Below are 25,013 nucleotides of genomic sequence, written 5' to 3'. Positions count from 1 at the left end.
GGCGCCCATGGCGTGGCCTCGCAGGGCGGCGACATCGTCGGCAAGGTGGTCACCACCATGACCGACATCGAAGCCTCCTCGAAGAAGATCGCCGACATCATCAGCGTCATCGACGGCATCGCCTTCCAGACCAACATCCTGGCGCTCAACGCCGCGGTGGAAGCCGCCCGCGCCGGCGAGCAGGGCCGCGGCTTCGCCGTGGTCGCAAGCGAGGTGCGCACACTGGCCCAGCGCTCGGCCGGTGCGGCCAAGGAGATCAAGGGACTGATCGAGGACTCGGTCGACAAGGTCTCCGAAGGCTCGCAGCTGGTGCACCAGGCCGGCACCACCATGGGCGAGATCGTGACCTCGGTGCAGCGGGTGACCGACATCATGGCCGAGATCAGTGCTGCCTCGCAGGAACAGAGCGCCGGCATCGAGCAGGTCAACCAGACCGTCACCCAGATGGACGAGACCACCCAGCAGAACGCCGCGCTGGTGGAAGAAGCCACTGCCGCTGCGCGTTCGATGGAGGAACAGGCCAACCAGCTGGTCGACGCCGTGGCCGTGTTCCGGCTCGAAGCGGCGAAGGCCAAGGTCACGGTGCTGCCCACGCACGCGCCCGCAGTCCCGGCGGAAACGCGCGGCATCGCCTCCTTCGATGAAATGATCGAGGCGCACCTGAAATGGAAACTGCGGCTCAAGGAGCACCTGTCCGGCCACGGCCAGCCGATCAATGCCGACGAGGCCGGCCAGGACAGCCTGTGCCAGCTGGGCAAATGGATCCATGGCAAGGGCCGCAGCCTGGCGGGCATGGCCGAGTACGAACACCTGCGACAGCACCACGCCACCTTCCACCAGAGCGCGGGGCAGATCATCCGGCACATCGAGGCCGGCCAGCGCGACATGGCCTCGCGCCTGCTGGACGGCCAGTTCCAGGACTGCACCCAGAAAACCGTCGGCGCGATCCGCACCCTGAGGACCGCCCTGCAGCGCCGCCAGGCGATGATCGCCTGAACGCCGCCACCTCCCTTCATCCCTTCCGGTCACGCCGATGCATTCCAGCCAAAAGCCAGAACAGACCATCCCCGGTGGCCGTGACTTCGAGTTCAACGACCGCGACTTCCGCCGCGTCTGCGAACTGATCCACAAGCGCGCCGGCATCGCGCTGGCGCCGGCCAAGCGCGACATGGTCTACGGACGCCTGTCGCGCCGCCTGCGCGCGCTCGGCCTGCACTCGTTCCAGGACTATCTGGACCAGCTCGAACGTGACGGCGGCGACGAGTGGCAGGCGTTCACCAACGCGTTGACCACCAACCTGACCTCGTTCTTCCGCGAGCCGCATCATTTCGAGAAGCTGCGCGAGGAGCTGCAGGCGCGCGCCCACCGCGCGCCGCTGCAGATCTGGTCGTGCGCGGCGTCCACCGGCGAGGAGCCGTATTCGCTGGCGATCACCGCCTGCGAGACCTTCGGCAGCCTCACCCCGCCGGTACGCATCCTGGCCACCGACGTCGATACCCAGGTGCTGGCCACCGGCGCGCAGGGCGTATACCCGCTCGAGCGCATCGCCGGGCTGGACCCGGCGCTCAAGCGCCGTTATTTCCAGCGCGGCAGCGGGCCCAACGAGGGCAAGTGCCGCGTGGTGCCGGCACTGCGCAAGCTGATCGAGTTCCGCCAGCTCAACCTGCTGGCGCCGCGCTACGACGTCGGCGGTCCCTACGACGCCCTGTTCTGCCGCAACGTGATGATCTATTTCGACAAACCGACCCAGCGCGGCATCCTCTCGCGGCTGGTGCAGCATATGGGCGACGACGGCCTGCTCTACACCGGCCACTCCGAAAACTACCTGCACGCGGCCGACCTGATCCAGCCGTGCGGGCGCACGCTGTACCGCCGCGTGCGCGGAGCGGGAGCATGAACATGGCCGCTCCCGTCGACGATGTGATGCGGTATCGCGATGCCCGCTTCCAGACCATCGCCGCCAAGCTGCTGCCCACCCAGTACCTGGTGGTGGACGACGACACCGCGCTGACCACCACGCTGGGGTCCTGCGTGGCCGCCTGCATCCGCGACCCGGTGCTCAAGATCGGCGGCATGAACCACTTCCTGCTGCCCGAGGGCAATGTCGGCGACGGCGCGCCCGCGCGTTACGGCAGCTACGCCATGGAACTGCTGATCAACGACCTGCTCAAGCGCGGCGCCCACCGCAAGCGCCTGGAAGCCAAGGTGTTCGGCGGCGCCAACGTGCTCAAGGGCTTCACCAGCAACCCGGTCGGCACCCGCAACGCCGAATTCGTGCGCCAGTACCTGCGCGCCGAGCACATCCCGGTGCTGGCCGAGGACCTGCTCGGCATCCATCCGCGCAAGGTCTGGTTCTTCCCGCAGACCGGACGCGTGGTCGTGCAGCGCCTGCCGCACGCGCACGAGGCCGAGGTCGCCGCCGCCGAATCGGCCGTGCGCGCGCGTCTGTCCAAGGCCCCGGTCACCGGCGGCGTGGAGCTGTTCGAATGAGCCTGCAAGCCCCCTGCCGCGTATTGATCGTGGACGACTCGGCGCTGATCCGGCAGATCCTCACCGATCTGCTGGCGCGCGACCCCGGCATCGAGGTGGTCGGCACCGCCTCGGACCCGCTGATCGCGCGCGAGAAGATCAAGCGCCTGAACCCGGACGTGCTGACCCTGGACGTGGAAATGCCGCGCATGGACGGGCTGGCCTTCCTCGAGAACCTGATGCGCCTGCACCCGATGCCGGTGGTGATGGTCTCGACGCTGACCGAGCGCGGCGCCGACACCACCCTGCAGGCGCTGGCATTGGGCGCGGTGGATTTCGTCGCCAAGCCCAAGCTCGACGTCGCCCGCGGGCTGGAAGGCTATGCCGAGGAGATCTGCGCCAAGGTGAAGGCCGCCGCGCGCTCGCGGGTGCGGGCATTGGCCCCGGCCCCGCAGCCCAAGCGCACGCTGGAATCCATGCCGGCGCCGGCCACCGCCTCGTCGCTGAAGTTCCGTACCACCGACCGCCTGATCGCCATCGGCGCGTCGGCCGGCGGCACCGAAGCGTTGCGCGTGGTCCTGGAAATGATGCCGGCCGATGCCCCGGCCATCGTCATCACCCAGCACCTGCCGGCCAGCTTCAGCAGCGCCTTCGCCGAGCGCCTGGACCGCCACTCGGCCATGTCCGTGCGCGAGGCCGGCGACGGCGAGGCGGTGCTGCCCGGCCACGTCTACATCCCGGCCGGCGGCCGCCACCTGCGCATCATCCGCGACGGCGCCCGCTGGCGCTGCCGCATCGACGACAGCGCACCGGTGAACCTGCACAAGCCGGCGGTGGACGTGCTGTTCCGCTCGGTGGCGCAGAACGCCGGTGCCAATGCCGTCGGCGCCATCCTTACCGGCATGGGCGACGACGGCGCCCGCGGCCTGCTGGAAATGAAGCAGGCCGGCGCCCGCACCCTGGTGCAGGACGAAGCCAGCAGCGTGGTCTGGGGCATGCCGGGCGCCGCGTTCAAGCTGGGCGCGGCCGACGAGGTGGTGCCGCTGGACCAGGTCGCCGCGCGCCTGCTGGCATGGTCGCAGGGGTGACGGGCCGTTCCGGGGAGCATGATGACAGCCAGAGACCCGAATCCCTCCATGCCCGATGCGCCCGGCGCCGGCATGCTGGATCGTGAGGTCCTGTCCGGGTGCCTGCGGCAGGCGCCGGACGGCGTCGTCATCCTCGACCCCGAGCGGAAAGTCGTCTTCTACAACCGGCAGGCCGAGGCGCTGTGCGGCGTCGACCGCAGGCAGGTGCTGGGCCAGTCCCCGGCTTGCCTGCTGAGCCCGCAGGAGCTCGACGAACTGCTCGCGCGCCTGCAGGCGGACATGCCGGCTCCGGCGCCGCTGCTGATGCCGGCCGCCGCGCATCCGCAGCGCAGCAGCAGCCTGTCGCTGGCGTTCGCGCCGGTGGATACCGCCGCAGGCCGGTTCTACATCGCCATCGCACGCGACGTCGGCATGCAGCTGCAGCAGCAGCGGCGCATGCGCGAGCTGTCGCAGGCGCTGGACGGCAGCGACAACGCCATCGTCCTGTGCGACCGCGACGCGCGCATCCATTACGCCAACAGCGGTTTCGCCCGCATGTTCGGCCATCGCCTCGACGAAGTGATGGGCAAGCGCCCGGCCGAACTGATCCGCGGCCGCCACACCGACATGGCGATCCTCGAGCAGATCACCGCCGGGCACCGCGTCGGCAGCGCGCACCAGTCCGAACTGCTCGGCTACCGCCGCGACGGCAGCCCGTTGTGGATCTCGGTGGTGGCCACGCCGCTGGCCGAGACCGGCGGCAGCGTGGTCAACATCTTCACCGACATCACCGCCGCCAAGACCAACGAGGTGTTGAACGGCAAGGTGCTGGACGCGCTGATGCACGACGAACCGCTGGCCGCGACGATGTCGCTGGTCTGCCAGGAAATCGAGCGCGTCGCCCCGGACGTGATGGTGGTCATCACCCGCTGCGAAGCCGACGGCAGCCTCGTGCCGCTGGCCGCGCCGGGATTCCCGCCGGGGTTCCACGTCTCGCCGGCATGCATGCAGGCCGCGCGCCGCAACCGCGCCGTGGAGGTGGCCGACATCGCCAGCGATCCCGGCTGCGCGGCATGGCGCGAACAGGCGCTGGCGCTGGGCCTGCATGCCAGCTGGGTCGAGCCGATCCGCTCCAGCACCGGGCAGGTGCTGGGCACGCTGGCCTTCCACAGCCACCATGCCGGCCCGCCCATGGCGTGGCACCGGCAGCTGACCGGGTTGTGCCAGCGCCTGTGCACGCTGGCGCTGGAACGCGAACAGACCCGCTCGCGCATGCACCGGCTGGCGTTCTACGACGTGCTTACCGGCCTGCCCAACCGGGTCATGTTCGATACCCTGTGCGAACAGCCGTTGCTGATGGCCGAGCAGCACCACATGCCGATGGCGCTGTTGTTCCTCGGCCTGGACCGTTTCAAGCGCCTGAACGAAACCCAGGGCCATGCCGCCGCCGATGGCCTGCTGCGCGACCTGGCCCGCAGCCTGCAGGAACTGGCCGGCGCCGACGCCATCGTCGGCCGCCAGCTGGGCGACGAGTTCGTGCTGTTCATTCCGCAGTGCGACCTGCCCCGCGCCAGCCAGCTGTGCGCGGACCTGCTGGCGATGATCGCCATGCCGCGCGTGGTCGGCAGCATGACCGTGCGCGGCAGCGCCAGCATCGGCGTGGCGCTCTACCCGGACAATGGCCGCAGCCTGGAAACCCTGCTGCAACACGCCGACCTGGCGATGCGCCGGGCCAAGGACGAAGGCGGCGGCCGCTTCTGCTTCTTCAACTCCGACATGAACCAGGTGGCGCAGGAGCGCCTGCTGCTGGAAACCACCCTGCGCGATTCGCTGCAGGCCGGCGGGCTGGACCTGTACTACCAGCCGCAGGTGCTGAGCGACGGCGGCGGCCTGTACGGCGCCGAAGCGCTGATCCGCTGGCGGCACCCGCACCTGGGCGACATCTCCCCTGCCCGCTTCGTGCCGCTGGCCGAGGAGTGCGGGCTGATCATCGAACTGAGCAACTGGGTGCTGGAACAGGCCTGCCGCCAGCACGCGGCGTGGCGGACCCGCGGCATCGAGGTGCCGCGCATCGCGGTGAACCTGTCGGCCAGCACGTTCGAGCAGCCCGCGCTGGTCGGCATGGTGCGCTCCCTGCTCGAGCGTCACGGCATGGACGCCTGGTCGCTGGTGCTGGAAATCACCGAAAGCGTGATGCTGTCCGGGCAGCCGGTGGTACTGGAGAACCTGCATGCGCTGCACGCGCTGGGCATCGACCTGTCGCTGGACGACTTCGGCACCGGTTATTCCAGCCTCAGCCACCTGCACCACCTGCCGATCAGCGAGATGAAGCTGGACCGCAGCTTCACCGCCGAGATCGGCCACAGCAAGGCCGCCCGTTCGCTGATCCTGTCGGTGCTGCGCATCGGCGAAAGCCTGGACAAGCACGTGGTGGCCGAAGGCGTGGAGACCGAGACCCAGCGCCGCTTCCTGGTGGAGAACGGTTGCCCGGTGCTGCAGGGCTTCCTGTTCGCCCCGGCCATGCCAGCCGATCTGTTCGAGCAATGGCTGCAGGACCAGCAGGCCGGTCCCGCGTAGACGGCGCCGGCCTTCCCGTGTCCGCGCCGCCGGTGCGGCTGGGCAGCCCGGGCCCGCGGCGCGGATAATGGGCGCCGCACCCGTTTTACAGGAAGCCGCCATGACCGACACCCCCACCCGCCACGACCAGCACGGGCGTTATCCGCGTGCCGAGACGGTGGACGATTTCCGGCACAACCTGGCCGCAGTGCAGGCGCGCATCGAGGCGGCCTGCCGCCGCGCCGGGCGCGACCCGGCCGGCGTGCGCCTGCTGCCGGTCAGCAAGACCATCGACGAGGCCCGCATCCGCCAGGCCTACGCCGCCGGCTGCCGCTTCCTCGGCGAGAACAAGGTGCAGGAAGCGCACCACAAGTGGGAGGCGATGCAGGACCTGGCCGACCTGCGCTGGTCGGTGATCGGCCACCTGCAGACCAACAAGGCCAAGCTGGTGGCGCGCTTCGCCAGCGAATTCCAGGCGCTGGACAGCCTGCGCCTGGCCGAAACGCTGGACCGCCGCCTGCAGCAGGAACGCCGCACGCTGGACGTGTTCGTGCAGGTCAACACCTCCGAGGAGGACAGCAAGTACGGCCTGGCCCCCGCCGATGTGCCGGCCTTCCTCCACGAACTGCCGCGGTTCCCGGCGCTGCGCGTGCGCGGGCTGATGACGCTGGCGCTGTTCTCCGACGACGCCGAGCGCGTGCGCGCCTGCTTCGTGCGCCTGCGCGGGCTGCGCGACCGCCTGCGCCAGGACGCGCCCGACGGCATCGGCCTGGACGAGCTGTCGATGGGCATGTCCGGCGACTTCGAGATCGCCATCGAGGAAGGCGCCACCGTGGTGCGCGTCGGCCAGGCCATCTTCGGCGCGCGCGCGGTCCCGGACAGCCATTACTGGCCGGGCGGCAACAGCTGAACGCAAGCGCGCCACGTCGCATCGGCCTGGCGCGAAGCGCTATAAACTGCGCGCCTGCGCTCTCGCTCCCTCACCGGATGTAACGATGTTTTCCTGGATCCTGGCCCTGCTGCTCGCGCTGCTCGTATGGGGCCTGACCTCGGCCTGGCTGTGGATGGTCAAGCGCCGGAAAACCGAAACGCAGCACGGCCTGGCCGCGCTGGCCGGCATGCGCTGGCGCGAGTTCTCGCAGATCGTGCGGCGCGCCATGGCCGAGCAGCGCGGCCTGCGGGACCTCTCCGGCGAGGACAACGGCGACCGCGGCACCAGCAGCGACTTCCTGATGGAACGCGACGGCCAGCGCTGGCTGCTGTCGTGCAAGCATGGCCGCGCCTACCGGATCGGCGCGCCGGCGATCACCGAACTCGGTGCCGCCCTGCGCCTGACCGGCGCGGCCGGCGGCATCCTCATCACCGAGGGACTGGTCGAACGCGACGGCCTGGCGGCGGCGGAAAAGGAATCCATCGAAGTGCTCGACGGCCGCCTGCTGTGGCATGTCCTGGCGCCCTGCGTGCCCGAGGACATGCGCGCCATGGTGGAAGGCATCGCCCGCCGCGAGGCGGTGCGCCAGACCGGCATCGCCGCGCTCGGCGCGGTCGCGGTCGGCCTGCTGGCCGGCATGGGCTACATGACCCTGCAGATCGACGAGAACCTTTCGCCACGCGCCGATGCCGCCCCGATGGCGACACCGGCGCCGGCGACTCCCGCGCATCCGGCGCCCGCACCGGAAGCCCCTGCCCAGCCGCCCGCACCGGCACCGGCACCGGCGCCGGCCAAGACCGAGGCTCCCGCCGCCACGCCGCAGCCCGCGCCCGCCACTATTCCCGGCACGGCGAAAGCCGCGGCGGACGACCTGCAGGAAGATCCCGACCCGGAAACCCTGCTGCGCTACCAGCAGGCCGTGTCCAAGAAGCTGGCCGCCACGCCCGGGGTCATCAGCGGCATCTGGCTGACCCGCTCCACCCTGTCGGTCGAACGCAGCGCGGACGATGCCACGGTATGGCCGCGCATCTGCCGCGAGGTCGAGCACTACCCCGCGCTGCGCACCGTACGCATCCAGCTCAACCCGCGCCCCGGCACCGGCGAACCGGTGCGCTGGCGGCAGTGCCGGACGTTCTGAGCAAGCGGGAGCGGAACGCTCCACCTCCGCCGGCACCGAAGGCCGATTCTCGTAGGAGCGCACCTTGGTGCGCGATGGGCCCTACCGGTGAAGCCCCATCGCGCACCAAGGTGCGCTCCTGCACGGAGCTGGTCAGCGGCCGCCCGGCGCGAAGCGCGCGATCAGGTCGTAGGCATCGCCCAGGAACTTCTGCCGCACCCAGGTGATGGGCATTTCGCCGCGCCAGGTCTGGCGGTCGATGACCAGGCAGGCGCTGCCCACCGGCACCTCCAGCAACGCGGCTTCGGTGGCGGTGGCGGCCACCGCGCTGATGCGGTGCTGGCCGCGCGTCCACGACACGTTCTGCAGCAGCCAGCTGCCGGGTGCGTGGGTGGAGAAATCCACCGCCAGCGTCTCCGGTACCGCTTCGGGGTTGATCAGCCGCCGCTCCAGCGCCAGCGGCCGGCCGTCGGCCAGGTGCAGGCAGCGCATCGCCAGCAGTTCGCCATCGCCCACCAGCCGCACCTCCTCCGGCACCGCCGCATCGGCGCGGCGCTGCTGCCGCTCCAGCAGCCTGAACCCGTAGCTGTGGCCGCGTTCGTTCACCGCCAGCGCGATGTCGGGGATCTCCAGCGCCACCTGCTCCAGGTGCGGCGGCTGCCGCGCGACGAAGGAACCGGCGCGGCGGCGGCGCTCGATCATGCCGCTCTCGGCCAGCGCGGTGAGCACCTTGTTGACCGTCATGCGCGAGCAGCCGTACTGCGCCATCAGTTCGTGCTCGAACGGGATGCGGTGGCCCGGCATCCACTCGCCGCTGAGGATGCGGCTCTCGATGTCGCCACGGATGCGCTGGTTGAGGCTGGGCGCCTTCTTGTCCTTCACTCGTCGATCCTGCCTGGAATCAGCCCAGTATCCGCTGCAACGCCGCCCGATAGCGCGCGGCCACCTCGTCGCGGCGCACATGGCGACCATCGCGCACCCATTGCCGGCCGTTGCGCCATACCGAATGCACCGCGCCGCCGCGCGCGGCGAACACCCAGCTGTCCAGCAGCGCGTCGCCCGCGCGGCCATGCAGCGATGGATGCCGCGTATCCAGCTCGACCAGGTCCGCCGGCGCACCGGCGGCCAACCCGGCCGCCACGCCCAGCGCCTGCGCGGCGCCGTCCTGCGCCTGCTGGTACAGCCAGCGGCCGCTGGACAGCTCGCCCGGCGAGACCACGTTGCGCCCGCGCAGCGCCAGCCGCTGGCCGTACTCGAGCAGCCGCAGTTCCTCGGCCGCGTCGATCAGCACGTTGGAATCGGAGCCGACGCCGAAGCGCCCGCCATGGCGCACGAACTCGCGCATCGGGAACAGGCCGTCGCCGAGGTTGGCCTCGGTGACCGGGCACAGCCCGGCCACGGCGCCGCTGCCGGCGATGCCGCGCACTTCCTCGTCCTGCAGGTGGGTGGCGTGCACCAGGCACCAGCGTGCGTCGACCGCCGCGTTGTCCAGCAGCCAGGCCACCGGACGCTGCCCGCTCCATGCCAGGCAGGCCTCGACTTCGCGCATCTGCTCGGCGATATGGATGTGGATCGGCCCGTCCACCAGCGCCGGCAGCGCCTGCAACTGCTGCGGCGTGCAGGCGCGCAGGCTGTGCGGGGCCAGCCCGAGCACCGCGTCCGGGGTATCGCGCAGCGCCTGCCGGCAACCGTCCAGCAGCGCGGCGAAGCCATCGACATCGTGCAGGAAACGCCGCTGCGCAGGCAGCGGCGCGGCGCCGCCGAAATCGCTGTGGGCGTAGAACACCGGCAGCAGGGTCAGCCCCAACCCGGTCGCGTCCGCGGCCGCGGCGATGCGGCCGGACATCTCGGCGTGGTCGGCATAACGCTGGCCGTCCGGCGCGTGATGCAGGTAATGGAACTCGCCGACGCGGGTGAAGCCCGATTCCAGCATTTCCATGTAGGCCTGCTCGGCCACGGCCTGGAGGTCGTCCGGGGTCAGCCGGTCGAGGAAGCGGTACATCAGCTCGCGCCAGCTCCAGAAGCTGTCGCCCGAACGCCCGCCCACTTCGGTCAGCCCGGCCATCGCCCGCTGGAAGGCATGGCTGTGCAGGTTGCCCAGCCCCGGCACCACCGCGCCCAGCGGCTGCGCGCCGGGGTCGGCCGGCGCGTCGGCCGTCACCGCGACGATCCGCCCATCGGCGCAGTCGATGCGCACCTCGCGCGCCCAGCCCTGCGGCAACAGCGCCTGCGCGGCATGGAAACGCTGCGGTTTGGAAACTTCGTTCGCCATCGCTGGACACTCCCGGTAGTCGCTGATTATTGTATATACAAATAGACGCGAGAGGCGCGCATGCACTGCGATACGGTCTGGCACAACGCCCATCTGATGACGCTCGACGACGCCAACGGCGGGCTGGGCGTCATCCGCGACGGCGTCATCGCCGCGCGCGATGGCCGCATCGTCCATGCCGGCCCCGCCGCAGGCGCGCCCGCGTTCGACGCCGCGCAGCGCATCGACTGCGGCGGCCGCTGGATCGGCCCCGGCCTGGTCGACTGCCACACCCACCTCGTCTACGCCGGCAACCGCGCCAACGAGTTCGAGCAGCGCCTGCAGGGCGTGAGCTATGCCGACATCGCCCGCGCCGGCGGCGGCATCGTCTCCACCGTGCGCGCCACCCGCCAGGCCGACGACGATGCGTTGATCGCCGCCACCCTGCCCCGCCTCGACGCGATGCTGGCCGAGGGCGTCACCACCGTCGAGATCAAGTCCGGATACGGGCTGACGCTGGAAGACGAGCGCAAGCAGCTGCGCGTGGCGAAGCGGCTGGCGCAGCTGCGCAAAGTCGAAATCGTCCCCACCTTCCTCGGCGCGCATGCGGTGCCGCCGGGGCGGCAGGCGCAGGAATACATCGACGAAGTGTGCGGCACGATGATCCCGGCCGTCGCCGCCGAAGGCCTGGCCGAAGCGGTGGACGTGTTCTGCGAGAACATCGCCTTCCCGCGCGAACAGGCCGCGCAGGTGTTCGCCGCCGCCCACGCGCACGGGTTGAAGATCAAGATCCACGCCGAGCAGCTGAGCAACCAGCACGGCGCCGAACTGGCCGCCCGGCACGGCGCGCTGTCGGCCGACCACATCGAGCACCTGGACGACGCCGGCATCGCCGCGATGCGCCAGGCCGGCACCGTCGCCGTGCTGCTGCCCGGCGCCTACTACTTCACCCGCGACACCACCGCGCCGCCGCTGCAGAAACTGCGCGAGGCCGGCGTGCCGCTGGCGCTGGCCACCGACAGCAACCCCGGCACCTCGCCGCTGACCAGCCCGCTGCTGGCGATGAACATGGCCGCCACCCTGTTCCGCATGACCGTGGACGAATGCATTGCCGGTTTCACCCGCGAAGCGGCGCGCGCGCTCGGCCGCCATGAACGCGTCGGCCGCCTGGTTGCCGGCATGGACTGCGACCTGGCGATCTGGGACATCGACGCCCCGGCCGACCTGGTCTACCGCATGGGCTTCAACCCGCTGCATTCGCGCGTGTTCCGCGGCGAGGCCGTCCAGTGACCGTAGGAGCGGCTTCAGCCGCGATGGGCTTTCGCGCTGGACTGATCTGCGCGAAAGCCCATCGCGGCTGAAGCCGCTCCTACAAAAAACCAAGAAACAAACCTCAGCAACGGAGTAACCCGATGAATTCCCCCCTCGTGCTTCGCCCCGGCCACGTTCCGCTGGCGCAATGGCGGCAGGTCTACCGTGGCGCCAGCGTGCGCCTGGACGCATCGGCGCAGGCCGCCGTGCTGCGCAGCGCGCAGGTGGTCGAAGCCATCGTCGCCAGGGGCGAGCCGGTCTATGGCATCAACACCGGCTTCGGCAAGCTGGCCAGCGTGCGCATCGAGCGCGAAGACCTTGAAACCCTGCAGCGCAACATCGTGCTGTCGCACGCCGCGGGCGTCGGCGAGCCGATGCCGGCCAGCGTGGTGCGGTTGATGATGGCGCTCAAGCTCACCAGCCTGGCGCAGGGCGCCTCGGGCATCCGCCCGCAGACGCTGGCGCTGCTGGAAGCCATGCTGCAGAAGGACGTGGTGCCGGTGGTGCCGTGCCAGGGCTCGGTCGGCGCGTCCGGCGACCTGGCGCCGCTGTCGCACCTGGCCAGCGTGATGATCGGCGTCGGCGAAGCCTTCGTCGGCGGCGTGCGCATGCCGGCAGCGCAGGCATTCAGGCAGACCGGGCTGGAACCACTGGTGCTGGGCGCGAAGGAAGGCCTGGCCCTGCTCAACGGCACCCAGTATTCCACCGCCTACGCGCTGGCCGGCCTGTTCGAGATCGAAACCGTATTCCAGGCCGCGCTGGTCACCGGCGCGCTGTCCGTGGAGGCGGCCAAGGGGTCGGACACTCCGTTCGACCCGCGCATCCACAGCATCCGCGGCCAGCGCGGGCAGATCGCCACCGCCGCCGCGCTGCGCACGCTGATGGCCGGATCATTGATCCGCGAATCGCACCGCGACAACGACGTGCGGGTGCAGGACCCGTACTGCCTGCGCTGCCAGCCGCAGGTGATGGGCGCGGCCTTGGACGTGATCCGGCAAGCGGCGACCACGCTGGAGATCGAGGCCAATGGCGTCTCCGACAACCCGCTGGTGTTCACCGACACCGGCGAAGCGCTGAGCGGCGGCAACTTCCATGCCGAACCGGTGGCCTTCGCCGCCGACATGCTGGCGATGGCAGTGTGCGAGATCGGCTCGATCAGCGAGCGCCGCATCGCCATGCTGGTCGATCCGGCGCTGTCCGGCCTGCCCGCCTTCCTCACCCCGAAGCCGGGCCTGAACTCCGGTTTCATGATTCCGCAGGTCACCGCCGCGGCGCTGGTGTCGGAGAACAAGCAGCGCGCCTACCCGGCCAGTGTCGATTCGATCCCGACCTCGGCCAACCAGGAAGACCACGTGTCGATGGCCGCGCACGGCGCACGCCGCCTGCTGGCGATGGCGGAGAACGCCGCCAATGTCGTCGGCATCGAACTGCTGGCCGCCGCGCAGGGCTGCGACTTCCACGCCCCGCTGCGCTCCAGCGATGCGCTGGAGAAGGTGCGCGCCACCCTGCGCGCGCAGGTGCCGACGCTGCAGGACGACCGCTATTTCCATCCGGACATGGTGGCCGCTACCGACCTGGTGCGCAGCGGCGTGCTGGCCGAAGGGCTGCATGAGGTGCTACCGAAAGTGGAGATCATGCAGTAAGCGTTTGAAAGCCCCTCTCCCACCAGGGTGAGAGGGGCAGTTTGCAAACCACCGGTTTGCCGCCCCACGAACGCCCTTGCGCCAGCGCAAGGGCCGGGGCGCGAAGCGGGGGTCGGGGTAAGGGTATGGGTGAAGCCCTGCGAGAACGGATTGCGCAAGGCTCCGCCCGCACCCTCATCCGCCCTTGCATGCCGCTCCCGCGGCATGCCTTCGGGCCGGCTTCGCCGTCCGCTTCGGCCTCCTGCCTGCGCGAGCGGGCACTTTCTCCCACCGGGAGAAGAAAGCATCCACGCGAACGAACAAGGTTCCCAAATGACCGCTCTTCCCGACTGGCTCCAGCTCCACCAAGGCGACGCCCCGCTGATCGTCAGCTTCCCGCACACCGGCACCGAGCTGCCAGACGAGCTTGCCGACCGCTTCGTCTCGCCGTGGCTGGCGCGCCGCGATGCCGACTGGTGGGTGCACGAGCTGTATGCCTTCGCCCGCGAGCTGGGCGCCACCACCGTGCGCACCGCGGTCTCGCGCTCGGTGATCGACGTCAACCGCGATCCCTCCGGCGTGTCGCTGTATCCCGGCCAGAACACCACCGGCCTGTGCCCGACCACTACCTTCGACAACCAGCCGCTGTACCGCGCCGGCCACGCGCCGGACGAAGCCGAGATTGCGCGCCGCCGCGACACCTATTTCGCGCCCTACCACGCCGCGCTGGCCGGACAGATCGCACGCCTGCGCCAGCGCCACGGCACCGTGGTGGTATACGACGCGCACTCGATCCGCTCGCGCATCCCGCACCTGTTCGACGGCGAACTGCCGCAGTTCAACATCGGCAGCGCCGGGCCCACCGGCGAGCCGGATACCGCCTGCGACAACGCATTGACCGACGTGGTCGAGAACTTGTGCGCGCTGAGCGGCCTGCCCCACGTGCGCAACGGCCGCTTCAAGGGCGGCTGGATCACCCGCCACTACAGCGATATCCCCGGCGGCGTGCACACCCTGCAGATGGAGCTGGCCTGCCGCGGCTACATGCACGAGCCGGCGGCCATCGACGAGGGCAACTGGCCCTCGCCCTACAGTCCCGACCACGCAACCCCTGTGCGCGACACATTGCAACAGGTTCTTCGTGCCTGCCTTGACTTTGCTTCCCGGAGAGACGCATGACCCGCCACGATCCTTCCCGCAGCCCGCGCGCGCCGCGCGGCAACACCCTCAACTGCAAGTCCTGGCAGACCGAGGCGCCGTTCCGCATGCTGCAGAACAACCTCGACGCCGAAGTGGCCGAGGACCCGACGTCGCTGGTGGTCTACGGCGGCATCGGCCGCGCCGCGCGCGATTGGGAGAGCTACGACAGGATCCTCGAAACGCTCAAGCGCCTGGACGACAACCAGACCCTGCTGGTGCAGTCCGGCAAGCCGGTCGGCGTATTCCCCACCCACCCCGACGCGCCGCGCGTGCTGATCGCCAACTCCAACCTGGTGCCGCACTGGGCCAACTGGGAGCACTTCAACGAGCTCGATAAAAAGGGCCTGATGATGTACGGCCAGATGACGGCCGGCTCGTGGATCTACATCGGCTCGCAGGGCATCGTGCAGGGCACCTACGAGACCTTCGTCGAGATGGGCCGCCAACACTACGGCGGCAGCCTGACCGGCAAGTGGATCCTCACCGCGGGCCTGGGCGGCATGGGCGGCGCGCAGCCGCTGGCCGCCTCGCTGGCCGGCGCCAGCAGCCTGGTCATCGAATGCCGCCAGAGCAGCATCGACTTCCGCCTGCGCACCCGCTACGTGGACGAACAGGCCAGCGACATCGACGACGCGCTGGCGCGCATCGCCAAGTACACCGCCGCCGGCGAAGCCAAATCGATTGCCCTGCTCGGCAACGCCGCCGAGATCCTGCCCGAGCTGGTGCGCCGCGGCGTGCGCCCGGACTGCGTCACCGACCAGACCAGCGCCCACGACCCGGTGCACGGCTACCTGCCGATCGGCTGGACGGTGGAGCAGTGGCTGGCCGAACAGAAGACCAACCCGGAAAAGGTGCGCGACGCCGCCAAGGCCGCCATGCGCGTGCACGTGGAAGCGATGCTGGCCTTCCACGCCGCCGGCGTCCCGACCGTCGACTACGGCAACAACATCCGCCAGATGGCCTTCGACGAAGGCCTGGAGAATGCCTTCGATTTCCCCGGCTTCGTACCCGCCTACGTGCGCCCGCTGTTCTGCCGCGGCGTCGGCCCGTTCCGCTGGGTGGCGCTGAGCGGCGACCCGGAGGACATCTACAGGACCGACGCCAAGGTCAAGGAAATCATCGCCGACGACCCGCACCTGCACCGCTGGCTGGACATGGCGCGCGAGCGCATCAGCTTCCAGGGCCTGCCCGCGCGCATCTGCTGGGTCGGCCTGGGCCTGCGCCACAAACTCGGCCTGGCCTTCAACGAAATGGTGCGCAACGGCGAGTTGAAGGCGCCGGTGGTGATCGGCCGCGACCACCTCGACTCCGGCAGCGTCGCCTCGCCCAACCGCGAGACCGAAGCGATGAAGGATGGCTCCGACGCCGTATCCGACTGGCCGCTGCTCAACGCCATGCTCAACGTCGCCGGCGGTGCCACCTGGGTGAGCCTGCACCACGGCGGCGGCGTCGGCATGGGCTACAGCCAGCACTCCGGCGTGGTCATCGTCTGCGACGGCAGCGAGGCCGCCGACCAGCGCATCGCCCGCGTGCTGTGGAACGACCCCGGCACCGGCGTCATGCGCCACGCCGACGCCGGCTACGACATCGCCATCGACTGCGCGAAGGAAAAGGGATTGGATCTGCCGGGCATTCTCGGCTGACCTAAAGCAGGCGATGGTGCCGCTGGTCGGGGCACCTCTCCTCTGCACTGGCATGGCCTTCCCAGTGGAAGGTCATGCCGCTTTCAATCACGGCCGCGATGCCCCGATGGCCGCGTACCCGTGATCAACTTCTTGTGCCTTCCGGTTTTGGCGCCGGCCTGCAGGAGCACTGGTTTCGGTTGAAGTGAGCCGCCGCTTCAGGCGACCGCCCCAACTGTCGGTGATGCCGCCGAGCGTGGCTCGCCCGGAAGGCGCGCACAGTTGCTTTCTTCTGGTCCCGGGGTGCGATCCGTTAGCCGTACGCCATAGCCGCGTTGCGATGCCCGTCACCGCGCACTGGACACTGCCGCAGGCGTCCCCATGCATACCCGTTCGGTCGGATGCCGCTCTCAGTTTGCGTCGGGTGTCTGGTCATGGTCGTACTGCGCACCGGAACAGCGCGGTTTCCGCAACCGCTTCTCTTCCTCCGTGCAGGGGAACTCCAGTGCACCCGTGGCCGAAAGAAGCAGGTGCGCGGCCCGGGAACGTTGCGCCCAGGTCTTCTGGACCGGACCGCCATCAGGCGCCCATGCGTCGGCAAACCGTGTCCGTTCGTATGTCGATAGCGCCTTCGACCGGCCCATCATGTCAGGGGCGTAGGTGCCGCTCGAAGCCGTTTCCGGAACGGCAAGTACCAGCCGCCGTGGGATGCCATTCCCCCCTGCAGGCGTGGCCAGGGGCACGGCTGACGTGATTGCAGGGCCTGCGCTTCGGGTACTCGACGGCACCGGCCGGGAAATGGCCGGGCTCGCCCGAGCGAGCATGGCGGGCGGATGCGGTGGCTTCGCGGGAAGCTCGCGCTCAACCAATCTCAGTACCGTACGTACCTCTGCCGGCACAGCGGAAACAGCGCCGGCCTCCCTGTGGAACAGCAGGTATGCGGCGAACACCACATGCAGCGCCGCGGTGACAAGCACTGCGGCGATTACTTCATCGGATCGCGCTCGCGACAGTGGAAACGTGAGCGGGCGTGGCCGGCATGGGGTATGGCTCATGGTGACGGTCAAGGCGCCGGACGAATATCCATCACCCGGCGAGCGTGCACGCCCAGCCAGGGATCTTTCAATATCGCGGCCGCATCCAGCCTGTCGGCTGCGTCGCGTTCTGACACGTCGAAGGGTGCTGCGTAACCATGCCAGTATCTCCAGAACACCTGCCTGTCGCCGATCATGGAACTCAGGCTCTCGAACATCCTTCTCGTGACGCAATAGTGCCATCACCGGTACATCGCAGATATCAGCGGGGAATGACTTGCCAGCGATCAACACCCCAAAGGCGGTAGCCGGCCAGCCCCCACTGCGCGCATACCGCGTGCTTGTCCATCATCCGTGAGTGCCGGAGAAACAACCCTTCCCGGGCTGCAGCCGCTTCCCGACATGCAGGGAAGCGGCTCGATCGGCCCCCTCAGCGCGGCCGCCCAGCCAGCGCATAACGCCCGCCACCGGTCACCGCCAGCAGCACCAGCCCGCCGGCGATGGACAGGTTCTTCAGGAACTGGGTCATGTTCATCGCGCGCTCGGCACCTTCCATGCCCCAGAACGCATGGCCGAGCACGCCGGTGCCCAGCACGAACAGGACGAACAGCAGCGCCAGCAGCCGCACCTGGATGCCCAGCAGCAGGGCGATGCCGACCAGCAATTCCATGCAGACCGCCACGCCGGCCGCCACCTGCGGCAGCGGCGCGTGCAGCGAGGCCATGTAGCCTACCGTGCCCTGGAAGTCGGTCAGCTTTCCCCAGCCCGATATCACGAACAGCACCATCAACAGGATCCGCGCCAGCAGGATCAGCCCATCACGGTTGCGTTCCACCCATCCGTCCACCATGGCAGCACTCCCGGTCGTTTCCGGTATCTGACGACCGCCACCGTAAGCGTGGCGTGACGTGACGTGCGCAAGAACCCTGCGGCGCTTTCGATGTGATATCCAGCGCATCCTCCGACAACCAACCACCGAGCGCCCATGTCCTTGTCGCGCCTGTCCGGCCTGCCGCTGTTGCTCGGCAACGCAACCGCCCTCGCCCATCCGGCGGGCGTGCCGGTGCCGGCGCACCTGCTCGATGGCGGCATGGACGCGGCCATGCCCGGGCCCGCCCGGCAGGTGATGGCGCGCTACTGCGACGAGGACCGCGCGCGTTACCTGGGCACGCTGTTCCGTCTACAGTCGGCCGCCGACCAGTACCCGCAGACCGTCGCCAGCATCCAGGCACCGCACGAACTGCGCGACGATGCCTCCGGCCAGCCACCGCGGTTCCTGCAACATGAAATCTACCTCCGCGCGAAGCAACGCCAGGCCGGCAGCCATCTGCCATATCCGTATGCCTGACAGCCAGTTCCGAGAGGGCTGCATGGCACGAGCGCTGGAGAACCGCATGTTCGTCGCGCAGGCGATGACAGCCGGCATCGCCGACGGGCGCCCGCCCCTGGACTCCAATACCGGCGAGGCCACGATCCACACACCGGTGGATAATGGCTTCCCCGACGATGGCATCCTCGCCACCATCAGCGGCGCGCAGAACCGGGCTATCGCCAGCCTCGATCTAATGCGCGCGAACGCCACGAAGCACGGTCCTCGGTCGCGGTCGATCGCGACCGGGACGGCCGGAAGCGACCCGAACAGCAACGCGCCTGATACCCGAATCCGTGAACCCCCATCTGAAGAATCGCAGGAGCAAGGACATGAAGAACCCTTTTTTCGGTGAATCGTCCTGTACCGCTGCGGCCAGCGGCCTGGTGGAAGTGCGCGGCGCGAGAGAGAACAACCTCAAGGACGTGGATGTCTCCATTCCGCGCAACGCGCTGGTGGTGTTCTCCGGCGTCTCCGGCTCCGGCAAGTCCTCGCTGGCCTTCGGCACCATCTATGCGGAGGCGCAGCGGCGCTATTTCGAGTCGGTCGCGCCTTATGCGCGACGCCTGATCGACCAGGCCGGCGTACCGGACGTCGATGCGATCGATGGCTTGCCGCCCGCGGTGGCGCTGCAACAGCAGCGCGGCGCCAGCAATGCGCGCTCCTCCGTCGGCAGCGTGACCACCCTGTCCAGCCTGGTACGCATGATGTATTCGCGGGCCGGCGCCTATCCGGCCGGCCAGCCGATGCTGTACGCCGAGGATTTCTCGCCGAACACGCCACAAGGCGCGTGCCCGGACTGCCACGGCCTGGGCCACGTGTACGAAGTGACCGAGGCCGCGATGGTGCCCGACCCATCGCTGAGCATCCGCGAACGGGCGATCGCCTCGTGGCCGCCCGCCTGGCAGGGACAGAACCTGCGCGACATCCTGGTCAGCATGGGCTACGACGTTGACCGGCCGTGGAAAGACCTGCCGAAAAAGGACCGCGACTGGATCCTGTTCACGGAGGAAACGCCGACGGCACCGGTGTACGCCGGCTTCACGCCTGCGGAGACGCGTGCGGCGCTGCGGCGCAAAATGGAACCCAGCTATATGGGCACCTTTACCGGCGCCCGGCGCTACGTGCTGCACACCTTCGCCAATACGCAGAGCGCGCTGATGCGAAAGCGCGTGTCACGCTTCATGCAAGGCCAGTTGTGCCCCGTCTGCCACGGCAAGCGGCTCAAGCCCGAGGCGCTGTCGGTGACGTTCGCCGGATTGGACATCGGTGAATTCATGCAGATGCCGCTGGACCGGCTGGCGGCGCTGCTCGAGCCCATCGCCCGGGGCGATTTTCGCGCCCATGCGGCGGGCGCGGGTACCGACAGGGAAGCGACCCGGCGCGACCGTGCCGCGCGCGCGGCATCGGGTCGTGCGGTCCACGCGGTGTCGCCCGACGTGCGTCGTACCTCTGCGCTGTCGGAGGAAAAGCGCCTGGCCGCGCAGCGCCTGGCCGGCGGCGTGGTGGCTCGCCTGCATCAACTGCGCGGGCTGGGCCTGGGCTACCTGACGCTGGACCGGGCCACGCCAACCCTTTCGGCCGGCGAGTTGCAGCGCCTGCGGCTGGCCACGCAACTGAGTTCCCTGTTGTTCGGCGTCGTGTACGTGCTCGACGAACCCTCGGCGGGCCTGCATCCGGCCGACAGCCAGGCCCTGTACGACGCGCTCGACCGGCTGCGCGACGCGGGCAACTCGGTGTTCGTGGTGGAGCACGACCTGGACCTGATGCGCCGCGCGCAGTGGCTGGTGGACGTGGGACCGGACGCCGGCGAGCGCGGCGGGCGCGTGCTCTATAGCGGCGAACCGGATGGGCTGCGCGCGATCACCGAATCGCGCACCGCACGCTATCTGTTCGACGAGATCCCCGCGCCCGGCAGCCGCGGGCGCACGCCGGCCGGCTGGCTGGAGTTGCAGGGCATCCACCGCCACAACCTGCAGGGCGTGGATGCACGCATTCCGCTGGGCGTGCTGACGGCGGTCACCGGCATCTCCGGCTCCGGCAAGTCCAGCCTCATGGCGCAGGCGCTGCCGGAGCTGGTGCTGCTGCACCTGGGCCACGAACCGGAGGACGATGCCGCCGAAGCGGACGCCGGCGAGGGGCCGGCGGTCATCGAGACCACCGGCGGACACCTGGCCGGGGACATGGACGCGGTGCGGCGCCTGGTGCAGGTGGACCAGAAGCCGATCGGGCGCACGCCGCGCTCGAACCTGGCCACCTATACCGGCCTGTTCGATCACGTGCGCAAGCTATTCGCCGCCACGCCCGACGCGCGCCGGCGCCGCTACGACGCCGGGCGTTTCTCCTTCAATGTCGCCAAGGGGCGCTGCGACACCTGCGAGGGCGAGGGCTTCGTCAGCGTGGAACTGCTGTTCATGCCCAGCGTGTATGCGCCCTGCCCGACATGCCACGGCGCACGCTACAACGAAGCCACGCTGAAGGTGCGCTGGAACGGGCGCAACATCGCCGAGGTGCTGCGGATGACGGTGGAAGAGGCCGGCAACTTCTTCGCGAACGAGGAGGCGGTGGCGCGGCCGCTGCGATTGCTGCACGAGATCGGACTGGGCTACCTGCGCCTGGGCCAGCCAGCGACCGAACTCTCCGGCGGCGAAGCGCAGCGCATCAAGCTGGCCACCGAGTTGCAGCGCAGCCAGCGTGGCCGCAGCCTGTATGTGCTCGACGAACCGACTACCGGTTTGCATGCCTCCGATGCCGATCGGTTGCTGGTGCAATTGCAGCGCCTGGTCGATGCGGGCAACACGGTGGTGATGATCGAGCACGACATGCGTGCGGTGGCCCAGGCCGATTGGGTGATCGACGTGGGGCCGGGCGCGGGCGATGCCGGGGGGCTCATCGTGGCGGCCGGCACGCCACGTCAGGTGGCGCGGGTGGCGCACAGCCGTACCGCTCCCTTCCTCGCACAGGAACTGGCGCGAACCGTGCTGGACGGCTGCCGCTGACGGAAGCATCGCGCAGATGCCTGCTCCGGGTCCTGGGTTCAAGCGGCCGGCAGCCGGCGAATCCGTCCATTGACCACCTTCAAGATCGCATAGGGCCATCAACCCGCTGCGGCGAATCCCGCAGCCGGGTTTGACAGCCTGAAAGACCGAGGCACATAGCGCCTATCGTCGATGCCGGCGCTCATTCGCCTGCCCCATGCTGGACTGTGCCTGCTTTATGGCGGGCAGTGCGCGGAGAACGCAAGGTCTGCCGGTCTTTGGTCCCACCTGTCAATCGCGCACCGTCCATCATCTTGATCGACAGCGGCGTGGTGGACTCCCACGCCCATGAAACCGCGGAGTCCGATACGAGCGTTTTCGAGCATTTCCTCCACGTCTCCGCCTTGCACCGAAGCGCGGCGCTTCAACGCGCAAGACACCGGCAAACGGAACGACGACAGGCATTCCCTCCCCTGCACCATCTTCCGAACCCGCCGCTCCCCGCCGCGCACGCCAACCCAGACGTTGCACGATGGGCTGCATGCACTACAACGAACGCCGCGACGAGCGGGCCGGCAGCCGGGCGGTGCCCAGGCTGAGGTTGCCCGGTCGCCGGCTGGAATGCTGCGGGTTCGCCGTTGGCGATGCGTTGCAGGTAACGCTCGGCAACGGCTTGTCGCCGATCAGCCGCGGCAAGGGCAAGAACTGAGCTGCGCGGCGGCGCTGCGTTCAACAGCCAGCACACGCCGCCGGCTTCATTCGCCACGACGCAATCCACCAACACCCGAAAAAGAAGAAGCCCGCATGCGCGGGCTTCTTCGTACCGCTCGATCAACTCACCAGCGACTCACTTGGCCGAAGCCGCCTGCGCTGGCGCGTTCTTCACGTAGCGGTCGAACCAGGCCAGCATCTCGGCCACCAGCTGTTCGTTGGATTCCAGCGCGGTGTACCAGTGCGGTTCGTGCGGCAGCATCACCAGGCGGGTGGTGCCGCCGTTGCCGCGGATGGCCTGGTAGAGCTTGCGCGACTGGAACGGCTCGGTGCCGGGGTTGGCGTCGTCCTCGCCGTGCACCAGCAGCAGCGGCAGCTTGATCCTGTCGGCGTAGAAGTACGGCGAGGCCTTCAGGTACACGTCCTGCGCCTGCCAGACCGAGCGGCGCTCGTTCTGGAAGCCGAACGGGGTGAAGGTCTTGTTGTACGAGCCGCTGGTGGCCACGCCGGCCTTGAACAGGTCGGTGTGGGCGATCAGGTTGGCGGTCATCAGGCCGCCGTGGCTGTGGCCGGTGACGCCGATGCGGTTGCGGTCCACCACGCCCAGTTCCACCGCCTTGTCCACCGCGGCCGTGGCGTCGGCGGTGAGCTGTTCCAGGTAGGTGTCGTAGGCGCTCTTGGGATCGCCGACGATGGGGAACGAGGCATTGTCGATGATGGCGTAGCCGGCCAGCAGCATCAGCCGGTACGGCGCCAGCCGGGTGAAGGTCTGCTGCGAGCCGGACACCTGCCCGGCCTGCGCGCTGTTGGCGAAGTCGGCCGGGTAGGCATACAGGATGGCCGGCAGGCGCTGGCCTTCCTTGTAGCCCGGCGGGGTGTACAGGGTGAAGGACAGGTCGATGCCGTCGGCGCGCTTGTAGGTGACCAGCCGCTTCTGGATCTGCCGCACTTCCGGCGTGGGATCGGCGATATGGGTCAGCGCACGGCCTTCGGCGGCGTACTGCGCCTCGCCTTCCCTGGCCGCGGCATCACGCGCGCCCAGTTCGCGCAGCCAGGCGTTGGGCGGGTCGATCACCGACTGGTGCCAGGTGAGGTAGCGGCCCGGTTCGGCAGTGAAGCCGAGGAACTGGTCGTAGGCGTCGGCGGCGCTGCGGAACAGGCGCTCGCTCCTGAGCGTGGCCAGGTCCAGGCGGTCGAGGAACGGGCGGTCGCCCTGCGGCGAGCTGCCCTGCCCGCGCAGGAACACCTTGCCGTCCTCCTCGCGCACCACGTAGGCACCGCTGGGCAGGCGCTGGTAGACGAAGCTGCCCGGGTCGCCGTACAGCTCGTCGCTGGACAGGTCCCACAGCAGGCGCGCTTCCTGCTTCGGATTGTCGATGTCGACGATGCGGGTCTGGCGCCAGTGGCGGTTCTCGTCGTATTCGTTGAGGAAGGCGCGCTGCGGCTGCGCGGTCCAGTCCAGGCCGGCGTAGCGCTGGGTGGTGCGGGCGATCTCGCGCGGCGCCGCGGTGAACGGTGCGGACTGCAGCATCAGCCTGTCGCGCTGCGGCACGTTGACGTTCCAATCGCCCTTGTCCAGCGCCTCGGCCCAGACCAGCGTGGCCGGATCGGTGGCGCGCCAGTCGAAATCGCGCGGGCCTTCCGGCACGCCGTGCACCGGCACGCGCTCGGCCAGCGGCAGCGCGGCGATGCGCACGCTCTTGCCGGTGACCACGTCCAGCACGTCCACGTCGTAGGCGAAACGCTGGTAGGTGACCGCGTGCGAGAACGGCGGCTTGATGGTCTGGGTGAGCACGTGCACGCCGTCGGGCGCGCCGTTGACGCCGTTGTACAGCTGCGGCGCGCCGACCGGCTTCACCGTGCCGGACGCGGCCTCGACCACCGCCAGCTGCGACTGGCCGTAGTAGGCGAACAGGCGTTCGTCATGCTCGCTGGCCAGGGTGTCGCGGGTTTCGTAGGTGCTGCTCACGCCCTTGGCGCCGAGCGATTCCTGCACGTCCGGGCCGTAAGCGTCGTCGCCGGCCGGCGCCGGTCCCTGGTTGGCGGGCACCAGCTTGACCAGCAGGCGGTCGCCGCCGTCCAGCCACTGCACGGTGCTGCCGAACATGGGATTCAGGCGCGCGCCGGCGATCTGCCGCACCTGGCCGCTGGCGGCATCGCCCACCCACAGCTGCACCGCATCGGCGACGACGTTCTGGAACGCGAAGCGCTGGCCGTCGGGCGACCACAGCGCGCCGCCGGCACAGGCGTCCTTCGGCAGCGGCACCCGGCTTTCCTTGCCGCTGGCGATGTCCACCAGGGTGAAGTCGGCCACGCAGGCGGGAATGCCGTAGCCGCCCGGGGTGTCGTGGCGGCTGCGGTTGCCCGGCTCCAGGCGCAGGCCGGCCAGCTTCAGGTAGGGCCGGGCGACGCGGCTGATCGACGGATAGGTCTGGCTGGTGGTCAGCAGCAGGCGCTTACCGGTGGGATCGACGCTGGGCATCGGCGGCGGCGGCGCGGTCAGCACCTTCAGCAGTTCGGCCGGCGGCTTGGCGTACTCGGCATGCGCGGGCATGCTGGCCAACAGGGTGGTGGCGGTCGCGGCGAGTACCGCGGACCAGGCAGTGCAACGGACGCTCATGGTTTCCCTCATGCGCTGGAAAGACGCCGGCACGCAGCCGGTAACGGTCGAATCTAGCACCGCGTCCGCGGCCGGCGGATGGGCCATAAGCAAGGGGTTGCCCCGTCCAGGGGACCATGCCGCCGTCGGCGCGGCTGGCTGCATGCCGCTCAGGT

20 protein-coding genes are annotated in these 25,013 nt (G+C 69.4%); 15 read left to right on the top strand and 5 right to left on the bottom strand.

Going from position 1 to position 25,013, the window contains the following annotated elements; genetic code table 11:
* The 7 genes from CQ393_RS15995 to CQ393_RS15965 form a co-directional block, all read left to right on the top strand.
* On the top strand, positions 1-996 hold a 996-nt coding region (locus CQ393_RS15995; RefSeq protein WP_194269696.1), incomplete at its 5' end, for a methyl-accepting chemotaxis protein.
* A 37-nt stretch (positions 997-1,033) separates the two neighbouring features.
* The gene (locus tag CQ393_RS15990; protein WP_153192945.1) at positions 1,034-1,897 is read left to right on the top strand and encodes a CheR family methyltransferase; all 864 of its coding nucleotides are present in this window, start codon (positions 1,034-1,036) and stop codon (positions 1,895-1,897) included.
* A complete protein-coding gene (cheD, locus tag CQ393_RS15985; RefSeq protein ID WP_153192943.1) occupies positions 1,894-2,490 on the top strand; it encodes a chemoreceptor glutamine deamidase CheD in 597 nt (198 codons plus the stop codon). Before CQ393_RS15990 ends, cheD begins: the two co-directional genes overlap by 4 nt.
* Positions 2,487-3,557, top strand: a complete 1,071-nt coding sequence (locus tag CQ393_RS15980; RefSeq protein ID WP_153192941.1) for a chemotaxis response regulator protein-glutamate methylesterase — start codon at positions 2,487-2,489, stop codon at positions 3,555-3,557. Before cheD ends, CQ393_RS15980 begins: the two co-directional genes overlap by 4 nt.
* A gap of 48 nt (positions 3,558-3,605) precedes the next feature.
* Positions 3,606-6,113 carry an EAL domain-containing protein gene (locus CQ393_RS15975; RefSeq protein WP_228114628.1) on the top strand — a complete coding sequence of 836 codons (2,508 nt, stop codon included), beginning with the start codon at positions 3,606-3,608 and terminating at the stop codon, positions 6,111-6,113.
* Between the two features lie 100 nt (positions 6,114-6,213).
* Entirely contained in the window at positions 6,214-7,002 is a 789-nt protein-coding gene (locus CQ393_RS15970; protein WP_194269695.1) for a YggS family pyridoxal phosphate-dependent enzyme, read from the top strand.
* Between the two features lie 85 nt (positions 7,003-7,087).
* Complete coding sequence (locus tag CQ393_RS15965; RefSeq protein WP_153192938.1) at positions 7,088-8,161, top strand: restriction endonuclease; 1,074 nt, start codon at positions 7,088-7,090, stop codon at positions 8,159-8,161.
* Between the two features lie 132 nt (positions 8,162-8,293).
* On the opposite strand, the gene hutC is transcribed toward CQ393_RS15965, so the two are convergent.
* Together hutC and CQ393_RS15955 are read right to left on the bottom strand one after the other, a co-directional pair.
* A complete protein-coding gene (gene hutC / locus CQ393_RS15960) occupies positions 8,294-9,022 on the bottom strand; it encodes a histidine utilization repressor (RefSeq protein WP_343200004.1) in 729 nt (242 codons plus the stop codon).
* A 19-nt stretch (positions 9,023-9,041) separates the two neighbouring features.
* Complete coding sequence (locus CQ393_RS15955) at positions 9,042-10,412, bottom strand: formimidoylglutamate deiminase (RefSeq protein WP_153192935.1); 1,371 nt, start codon at positions 10,410-10,412, stop codon at positions 9,042-9,044.
* A 60-nt stretch (positions 10,413-10,472) separates the two neighbouring features.
* On the opposite strand from CQ393_RS15955, the gene hutI reads away from it, so the two are divergent.
* The 4 genes from hutI (at position 10,473) to hutU (ending at position 16,167) form a co-directional block, all read left to right on the top strand.
* Positions 10,473-11,681, top strand: coding sequence for an imidazolonepropionase (hutI, locus tag CQ393_RS15950; protein WP_153192933.1), 1,209 nt, complete (start codon positions 10,473-10,475; stop codon positions 11,679-11,681).
* A 122-nt stretch (positions 11,682-11,803) separates the two neighbouring features.
* On the top strand, positions 11,804-13,345 hold the full coding sequence (hutH, locus tag CQ393_RS15945) for a histidine ammonia-lyase (RefSeq protein ID WP_153192931.1): 1,542 nt from the start codon (positions 11,804-11,806) through the stop codon (positions 13,343-13,345).
* A gap of 312 nt (positions 13,346-13,657) precedes the next feature.
* Positions 13,658-14,503: an N-formylglutamate deformylase gene (hutG, locus tag CQ393_RS15940; protein ID WP_153192929.1), complete on the top strand. Its 846-nt coding sequence runs from the start codon at positions 13,658-13,660 to the stop codon at positions 14,501-14,503.
* Positions 14,500-16,167, top strand: coding sequence for a urocanate hydratase (gene hutU, locus CQ393_RS15935; RefSeq protein WP_153192928.1), 1,668 nt, complete (start codon positions 14,500-14,502; stop codon positions 16,165-16,167). Before hutG ends, hutU begins: the two co-directional genes overlap by 4 nt.
* Positions 16,168-17,209: 1,042 nt before the next feature.
* On the opposite strand, the gene CQ393_RS15930 is transcribed toward hutU, so the two are convergent.
* Together CQ393_RS15930 and CQ393_RS15925 are read right to left on the bottom strand one after the other, a co-directional pair.
* Complete coding sequence (locus CQ393_RS15930) at positions 17,210-17,398, bottom strand: hypothetical protein (RefSeq protein ID WP_153192926.1); 189 nt, start codon at positions 17,396-17,398, stop codon at positions 17,210-17,212.
* A gap of 212 nt (positions 17,399-17,610) precedes the next feature.
* Positions 17,611-18,030 (bottom strand): DoxX family protein, encoded by a 420-nt coding sequence (locus CQ393_RS15925; RefSeq protein ID WP_153192924.1) that lies wholly within the window; start codon positions 18,028-18,030, stop codon positions 17,611-17,613.
* 135 nt (positions 18,031-18,165) lie between these two features.
* Here CQ393_RS15925 and CQ393_RS15920 point away from each other — a divergent pair, with 135 nt between their 5' ends.
* The 4 genes from CQ393_RS15920 (at position 18,166) to CQ393_RS15905 (ending at position 22,236) form a co-directional block, all read left to right on the top strand.
* The gene (locus CQ393_RS15920) at positions 18,166-18,528 is read left to right on the top strand and encodes a hypothetical protein (protein WP_153192922.1); all 363 of its coding nucleotides are present in this window, start codon (positions 18,166-18,168) and stop codon (positions 18,526-18,528) included.
* Positions 18,529-18,550: 22 nt separating this feature from the next.
* Positions 18,551-18,904: a hypothetical protein gene (locus tag CQ393_RS15915; protein WP_153192920.1), complete on the top strand. Its 354-nt coding sequence runs from the start codon at positions 18,551-18,553 to the stop codon at positions 18,902-18,904.
* Positions 18,882-21,548 (top strand): excinuclease ABC subunit UvrA, encoded by a 2,667-nt coding sequence (locus CQ393_RS15910; protein ID WP_153192918.1) that lies wholly within the window; start codon positions 18,882-18,884, stop codon positions 21,546-21,548. Before CQ393_RS15915 ends, CQ393_RS15910 begins: the two co-directional genes overlap by 23 nt.
* Positions 21,549-22,068: 520 nt before the next feature.
* A complete protein-coding gene (locus CQ393_RS15905) occupies positions 22,069-22,236 on the top strand; it encodes a type I toxin-antitoxin system SymE family toxin (RefSeq protein ID WP_228114627.1) in 168 nt (55 codons plus the stop codon).
* 138 nt (positions 22,237-22,374) lie between these two features.
* Here CQ393_RS15905 and CQ393_RS15900 read toward each other — a convergent pair whose 3' ends face one another.
* The gene (locus CQ393_RS15900; RefSeq protein ID WP_153192914.1) at positions 22,375-24,858 is read right to left on the bottom strand and encodes a prolyl oligopeptidase family serine peptidase; all 2,484 of its coding nucleotides are present in this window, start codon (positions 24,856-24,858) and stop codon (positions 22,375-22,377) included.
* Between the last annotated feature and the right edge of the window lie 155 nt (positions 24,859-25,013).

Origin of the sequence: Stenotrophomonas sp. MYb238 (genome assembly GCF_009496535.1) — a bacterium.
Lineage (GTDB): Bacteria > Pseudomonadota > Gammaproteobacteria > Xanthomonadales > Xanthomonadaceae > Stenotrophomonas.
The sequence above is the reverse complement of the archived record's forward strand: the minus strand, read 5'-3'. Positions and strand labels throughout refer to the sequence as shown.

Bases quoted from the DNA above. Each gene is read 5' to 3' on its own strand.
- cheD (WP_153192943.1), top strand. From the start codon at position 1,894: ATGAACATGGCCGCTCCCGTCGACGATGTGATGCGGTATCGCGATGCC.
- CQ393_RS15930 (WP_153192926.1), bottom strand. From the start codon at position 17,398: ATGTTCGAGAGCCTGAGTTCCATGATCGGCGACAGGCAGGTGTTCTGG.
- CQ393_RS15925 (WP_153192924.1), bottom strand. From the start codon at position 18,030: ATGGTGGACGGATGGGTGGAACGCAACCGTGATGGGCTGATCCTGCTG.
- CQ393_RS15920 (WP_153192922.1), top strand. From the start codon at position 18,166: ATGTCCTTGTCGCGCCTGTCCGGCCTGCCGCTGTTGCTCGGCAACGCA.
- hutU (WP_153192928.1), top strand. From the start codon at position 14,500: ATGACCCGCCACGATCCTTCCCGCAGCCCGCGCGCGCCGCGCGGCAAC.
- CQ393_RS15905 (WP_228114627.1), top strand. From the start codon at position 22,069: ATGCACTACAACGAACGCCGCGACGAGCGGGCCGGCAGCCGGGCGGTG.
- CQ393_RS15970 (WP_194269695.1), top strand. From the start codon at position 6,214: ATGACCGACACCCCCACCCGCCACGACCAGCACGGGCGTTATCCGCGT.
- CQ393_RS15900 (WP_153192914.1), bottom strand. From the start codon at position 24,858: ATGAGCGTCCGTTGCACTGCCTGGTCCGCGGTACTCGCCGCGACCGCC.
- hutH (WP_153192931.1), top strand. From the start codon at position 11,804: ATGAATTCCCCCCTCGTGCTTCGCCCCGGCCACGTTCCGCTGGCGCAA.
- CQ393_RS15955 (WP_153192935.1), bottom strand. From the start codon at position 10,412: ATGGCGAACGAAGTTTCCAAACCGCAGCGTTTCCATGCCGCGCAGGCG.
- CQ393_RS15990 (WP_153192945.1), top strand. From the start codon at position 1,034: ATGCATTCCAGCCAAAAGCCAGAACAGACCATCCCCGGTGGCCGTGAC.
- CQ393_RS15965 (WP_153192938.1), top strand. From the start codon at position 7,088: ATGTTTTCCTGGATCCTGGCCCTGCTGCTCGCGCTGCTCGTATGGGGC.
- CQ393_RS15915 (WP_153192920.1), top strand. From the start codon at position 18,551: ATGGCACGAGCGCTGGAGAACCGCATGTTCGTCGCGCAGGCGATGACA.
- hutG (WP_153192929.1), top strand. From the start codon at position 13,658: ATGACCGCTCTTCCCGACTGGCTCCAGCTCCACCAAGGCGACGCCCCG.
- CQ393_RS15975 (WP_228114628.1), top strand. From the start codon at position 3,606: ATGCCCGATGCGCCCGGCGCCGGCATGCTGGATCGTGAGGTCCTGTCC.
- hutI (WP_153192933.1), top strand. From the start codon at position 10,473: ATGCACTGCGATACGGTCTGGCACAACGCCCATCTGATGACGCTCGAC.
- CQ393_RS15980 (WP_153192941.1), top strand. From the start codon at position 2,487: ATGAGCCTGCAAGCCCCCTGCCGCGTATTGATCGTGGACGACTCGGCG.
- CQ393_RS15910 (WP_153192918.1), top strand. From the start codon at position 18,882: ATGAAGAACCCTTTTTTCGGTGAATCGTCCTGTACCGCTGCGGCCAGC.